At 69.4% G+C, this 5,000-nt stretch carries 5 protein-coding genes; all 5 read right to left on the bottom strand.

Going from position 1 to position 5,000, the window contains the following annotated elements; genetic code table 11:
- Positions 1–1,114 (bottom strand): ribonuclease J (locus tag V7Q31_RS17395; protein WP_333835118.1); only part of this gene is annotated, 1,114 nt, incomplete at its 3' end.
- Positions 1,115–1,127: 13 nt separating this feature from the next.
- On the bottom strand, positions 1,128–1,913 hold the full coding sequence (locus V7Q31_RS17390; protein ID WP_333835117.1) for a type III pantothenate kinase: 786 nt from the start codon (positions 1,911–1,913) through the stop codon (positions 1,128–1,130).
- Between the two features lie 11 nt (positions 1,914–1,924).
- On the bottom strand, positions 1,925–2,659 hold the full coding sequence (locus V7Q31_RS17385) for a biotin--[acetyl-CoA-carboxylase] ligase (RefSeq protein WP_333835116.1): 735 nt from the start codon (positions 2,657–2,659) through the stop codon (positions 1,925–1,927).
- Between the two features lie 11 nt (positions 2,660–2,670).
- A complete protein-coding gene (gene nuoN, locus V7Q31_RS17380; protein WP_333835115.1) occupies positions 2,671–4,119 on the bottom strand; it encodes an NADH-quinone oxidoreductase subunit NuoN in 1,449 nt (482 codons plus the stop codon).
- Positions 4,120–4,136: 17 nt separating this feature from the next.
- A partial coding sequence (locus V7Q31_RS17375) for an NADH-quinone oxidoreductase subunit M (protein WP_333835114.1) occupies positions 4,137–5,000 on the bottom strand: 864 nt, incomplete at its 5' end.

The raw sequence follows: 5,000 nt of genomic DNA, 5'->3' as shown, positions 1-5,000 counted from the left end.
AGGCGTGGCCGGAGACGTGGATCTGCGCCATGTCGGCGTCCACCACGCGCACGCCCTTTTCGCTCAGACGGTTGTAGAGGCGGTAGATCTCGGCCTCGTTGCCGGGGATGGTGCGCGAGGAGAACAGCACCAGATCGCCCTCGCCGAGCGTCACGAAGGGGTGCGTCCCGGCGGCGATGCGGGCCAGCGCCGCCCGGTGCTCGCCCTGGCTGCCGGTGATCAGGTAGAACAGGTTGCGGTCTGGGATGTCGCCGGCCTGATCTTCGGAGATGGTGGGCGGGAAGTCGGTGATGACGCCGCTGACCTGCGCCGCGTCGATCATCCGCTTCATCGCGCGCCCGGCGACCACGACCGAGCGCTCGCAGGCGATGGCCGCCCGCGCCAGCGTCCGCAGGCGCACCACGTTGGAGGCGAAGCTGGTCGCGGCGACCGCCCCCTCGCACTCCGCGAGCACCCGCTCGACATGCGGCTGAAGCGCGCCCTCCGATCCCGCCGAGCCTTCGGCGAAGACGTTGGTGCTGTCGATGGTCATCGCCAGCACGCCCTCGCGGCCCAGCGCCTCGAAGGGGGCGAGGCTCGCGGCGGCGCCGGCCAGCGGGTCGGGGTCGAGCTTGAAGTCGCCGGTGTGCAGGACGATCCCCTTGGGCGTGCGCAGCACGACCGCCGCGGGCTCGGGCACCGAATGGGTCACGGGGATGAACTCGACCGAGAACGGCCCGATCTCGACGCGGTCGCCGAAGCCGCATTCCTTCACCGCCTTGGGCGAGCGGCCCTCGTCCGCCAGCTTGCGCCGGGCGATCTCGGCGGTGAAGCGGGTGGCGTAGACGGGTGCGCGCAGCCGGTTCCACAGCCGGCCCACCGCGCCGACATGGTCCTCATGGGCGTGGGTGACGATGATGCCGAGCAGGCTGTCGCCGAGCGATTCCGCATAGGAGATGTCGGGGACCATCAACTCGATCCCGGGGCTCGTCTCCATGTCGCCGAAACCGATGCCGCAATCCACCATCACCCATTGCCGCGACTTCGCCGGGCCATAGCCGTAGAGATACATGTTCATGCCGATCTCGCCCGCGCCCCCGAGGGGCGCGTAGACCAGCGTCGCCGTGTCGGCCATCAAGTTCTTCCCATCATGCCGCCCAGTGCGGGCTGACGTTGTGTTTGTAGATCTCCACCAACCCGCGCATCGTCAGGTCGGGGTCGACGATCTCGATCGTCGCGGTGTTCTTGGCGAACAGCGCCGACAGCCCCCCGGTCGCGATCACCTTCATCGGTCTGCCATGTTCGGCGGCGATGCGGGCGCAGACGCCCTCGATCAGCGAAATATAGCCCCAATAGGCGCCCGAGCGCATGCACTCCAGCGTGGTGCGCCCGATCACCCGCTCGGGGCGCGCCACGTCGATGCTGGGCAGGCGGGCGGCGGCCTGGTGCAGCGCGGCCAGCGACAGGTTCACCCCGGGCGCGATCACGCCGCCGATATAGGCGCCGTCGCCATTGACCACGTCGAAGGTCGTCGCCGTGCCGAAGTCGATGACGATCAGATCCGGCCCGTAGCTGTTGAAGGCGGCGACCGTGTTGACGATGCGGTCCGCGCCCACTTCCTGCGGCGCGTCCACCCGCACCTCTACCGGCAGGCGGGTGTCGGGGCTTCCGACGAACAGCGGCGTGCAGTGGAAATACTGCTCGCAGAGTTTCTTGAGGTTGAACACCGTGCTCGGCGCGACCGAGCCGCAGATCGCGCTCTTGATCGCGGCGACGCCGATGTTCTGGAAGTCCATCAACTGGCGCAGCCAGACGAAATACTCGTCCGCCGTGCGCGCCCCGTTGGTCTCGATGCGCCATTCCCCGACGAAGGCGCGCCCGTCATGCAGCGCGAAGACCGTGTTGGTGTTGCCGACGTCGATGGCGAGCAGCATCGCTGGGTCCTTCACGGGAAGTAGAGGTCGGCGGCGGCGATGCGCCGGGCGCCCTCGGGGCGCGTCAGCACGAGCGCGCCGTCGGCGTCGAGATCGGCGAAGACGCCCTCGACCTCCTCGCGCGGCAGGCGCGCGACGACCTTCTCGCCCAGCCGCGCCGCCCGCGCAAGCCATGCCGCCCGCAAGGGCGCGAAGCCCTCCGCCGCCAGAAGGCGCGCCCAGCGGTCGAATCCCGCCGCCAGCAGCGTCAGCGCGTCCTCGGGCGAGGGTGCGGCCCCCGTCTCCGCCGCGACGGAAGTCGTCGGCCATGCGCCCGGCTCGGCCTCGGGATGATGAGCGAGGTTCAGGCCGACGCCGACCGCCAGCCAGTCCACCCGCCCGCCGGCGCCTGATGTCTCGAGCAGCACCCCCGCCGCCTTGCGCCCGTTCAGAAGCGCGTCATTGGGCCATTTGAGCGCGATCTGGGCCTTTGGCGCGAGGGCTGCGAACGTCTCGGCCACGGCGAGGCAGGCGGCGAAGCTCAGCAGCGCGACCTGCGCGGGCGGCGCGTCGGGGCGCATCAGGCAGGTCGCGGACAGGTTGCCCTCCGGGGCCGCCCATGCCCGCCCCCGACGCCCGCGCGCCGCCTCCTGTCGTCGCGCGACGATCCAGAGTGGTGCTGCGGCGCCCGCTTCGGCGCGCCGGCGCGCCTCCTCATTGGTGCTGTCCACGCTGTCGAGGCGGACCAGCCCCACCCCCTCGGGCAAGCGCGCGCCGGTCAGCGGAACAGCGCCCCGGCGGCGTCCGCGCCGAGCTCGATCACACCGAAGCCGCCGATGAAGGGCAGCCAGCCGAAGGCCATCGCGACCGACGCCGCCGTCAGCGCCAGCCCGTTGAGCGGAGCCATGCCGCGGTCGAGCGGCTCGCCCGCCGGATCGACATACATGATCTTGACGATGCGCAGATAATAGAAACAGCCGATCACGCTGGCGATCGCGCCCGCGATGGCCACCGGCGCGAGCCCCGCCTCCACCGCCGCCACGAAGACGAAGTACTTGGCGAAGAAGCCGACCAGCGGCGGGATGCCGGCGAGGCTGAACATCAGCGCCGCCACCGCCATCGCCCGCGCGGGTTGCTGCGCCGACAGGCCCGCGAGGTCGGAGATGTCCACCACGGGGCGGCCGTCGCGCTCCATGCTCAGGATGTAGGCGAAGACGCCGATGTTCATCACCACATAGATCGCCATGTAGATCAGAAGCGCGCCGACCCCCTGCTCGGTGCCCGCGGCCAGCCCGAGCAGCGCGTAGCCCATATGTCCGATCGAGGAATAGGCCATCAGGCGCTTGAGGTTGGTCTGGCCGATGGCGGCGACCGCCCCCCAGAACATCGACATCAGCGAGATGAAGACGATGATCTGGCGCCATTCCGACACCGCGTCGCCGAAGGCGTCGAACATCACCCGGGCGAACAGCGCCGCCGCCGCCACTTTCGGCGCGGTGGAGAAGAAGGCCGTCACGGGCGTCGGCGAGCCCTCGTAGACGTCCGGCGTCCACATGTGGAAGGGCGCCGCCGACACCTTGAAGGCGAGCCCCGCCGCCATGAAGGCCACGCCTGCGAGCAGCCCGTAGGAAAGCCCCTCGACGGCCACGACCTTGCGGATCGCCTCGAAGCCCGTCGCGCCCGCGAAACCGTAGATCAGCGAGGCGCCGTAGAGCAGCAGGCCCGAGGAGAGCGCCCCGAGCACGAAATATTTGAGCCCCGCCTCGGTCGATTTCACGCTGTCGCGGCGGAAGGCGGCGATGACGTAGAGCGACAGCGATTGCAGCTCGAGCCCCATATAGAGCGCCATCAGGTCGCCCGCCGAGACCATCATCATCATGCCGAGCGTCGCGAAGCCGATCAGCACCGGAAATTCCGGCTTCAGCAGGCCGCGCCGCTCCATGTAGTCCTTCGACAGCGCAAGCGTCGCCGCCGAGGCGAACAGGATCAGCGCCTTGACGAAGCGGGCGTAGCCGTCATGCACGAAGGCGCCGCCGAAGGCCGTGACCCGCTCGGCGCCTTCGGTCGCGACGACCGCACCGAGCGCGGCCAGCAGCGCCGCCATCGCCAGCGTCAGCGGCCCCGCCGAGCGCGCGTCGCCGCGGAACACGCCGATCATCAGAAACGCCATGCAGGCGATGGCGAGCGTCAGCTCCGAACTGACGACGCCGAGATCTCCCGGACCCATGTCTTTCCCCCCGGCGGTCAGTTCTGCGCCAGCCGGGTCGCCTGCTCGGCGGCCCATGCGGCGACGTCGGATTCAACGCCCTCGACCAGCGCGGCGACCGCCGGCCCGAAGATGTCGGTGGCGAGGCTCGGCCAGACCCCGAGGATCAGCGTGCCGGCCGCGAGCGGCGCGAACACCGCGATCTCGCGGCGGTTGAGGTCGGCGATCTCGCGCAGCTCGACCCGCACCAGCTTGCCGAAGATCACCCGCTTGTAGAGCCACAGCGCATAGCCCGCCGACAGGATCACGCCTGTCGTCGCGAAGAAAGCCGCCCAGGTGTTCGCCTGGAAAGCGCCGGCCAGCGCCATGAACTCGCCCACGAAGCCCGAAGTGCCGGGCAGGGCGACGTTGCCCATCGTGAACAGCATGAACACGGTCGCATAGAGCGGCATCCGCTCGACCAGCCCGCCATAAGCCCTGATCTCGCGCGTGTGCATCCGGTCGTAGATCACGCCGACGCACAAGAAGAGCGCGCCGGAGATGAAGCCGTGGCTGATCATCTGGAAGATCGCCCCGTCCACCCCCTGCCGGTTCGCCGCGAACACGCCGAGCGTCACGAAGCCCATATGCGCGACCGAGGAATAGGCGATCAGCTTCTTGATGTCCTCCTGCATCATCGCCACCAGCGAGGTGTAGACGATGGCGACGCAGGACAGCACGAAGACGAAATTCGCCATCAGTTCGGAGGCGACCGGGAACATCGGCAGCGAGAAGCGCAGGAAGCCATAGCCGCCCATCTTCAGCAGGATCGCCGCCAGCACCACCGAACCCGCGGTCGGCGCCTGCACATGCGCGTCCGGCAGCCAGGTGTGCACCGGCCACATCGGCATCTTCACCGCGAA

Source organism: Rubrimonas sp., from assembly GCF_036788415.1.
Classification (GTDB): Bacteria; Pseudomonadota; Alphaproteobacteria; order Rhodobacterales; family Rhodobacteraceae; genus Rubrimonas.
Note: the sequence above shows the minus strand (reverse complement) of the source record. Positions and strands in the feature narration are given on the sequence as shown.

Coding starts and splice junctions, on each gene's coding strand:
- nuoN (WP_333835115.1), bottom strand. CDS start 4,119: ATGGGTCCGGGAGATCTCGGCGTCGTCAGTTCGGAGCTGACGCTCGCC.
- V7Q31_RS17390 (WP_333835117.1), bottom strand. CDS start 1,913: ATGCTGCTCGCCATCGACGTCGGCAACACCAACACGGTCTTCGCGCTG.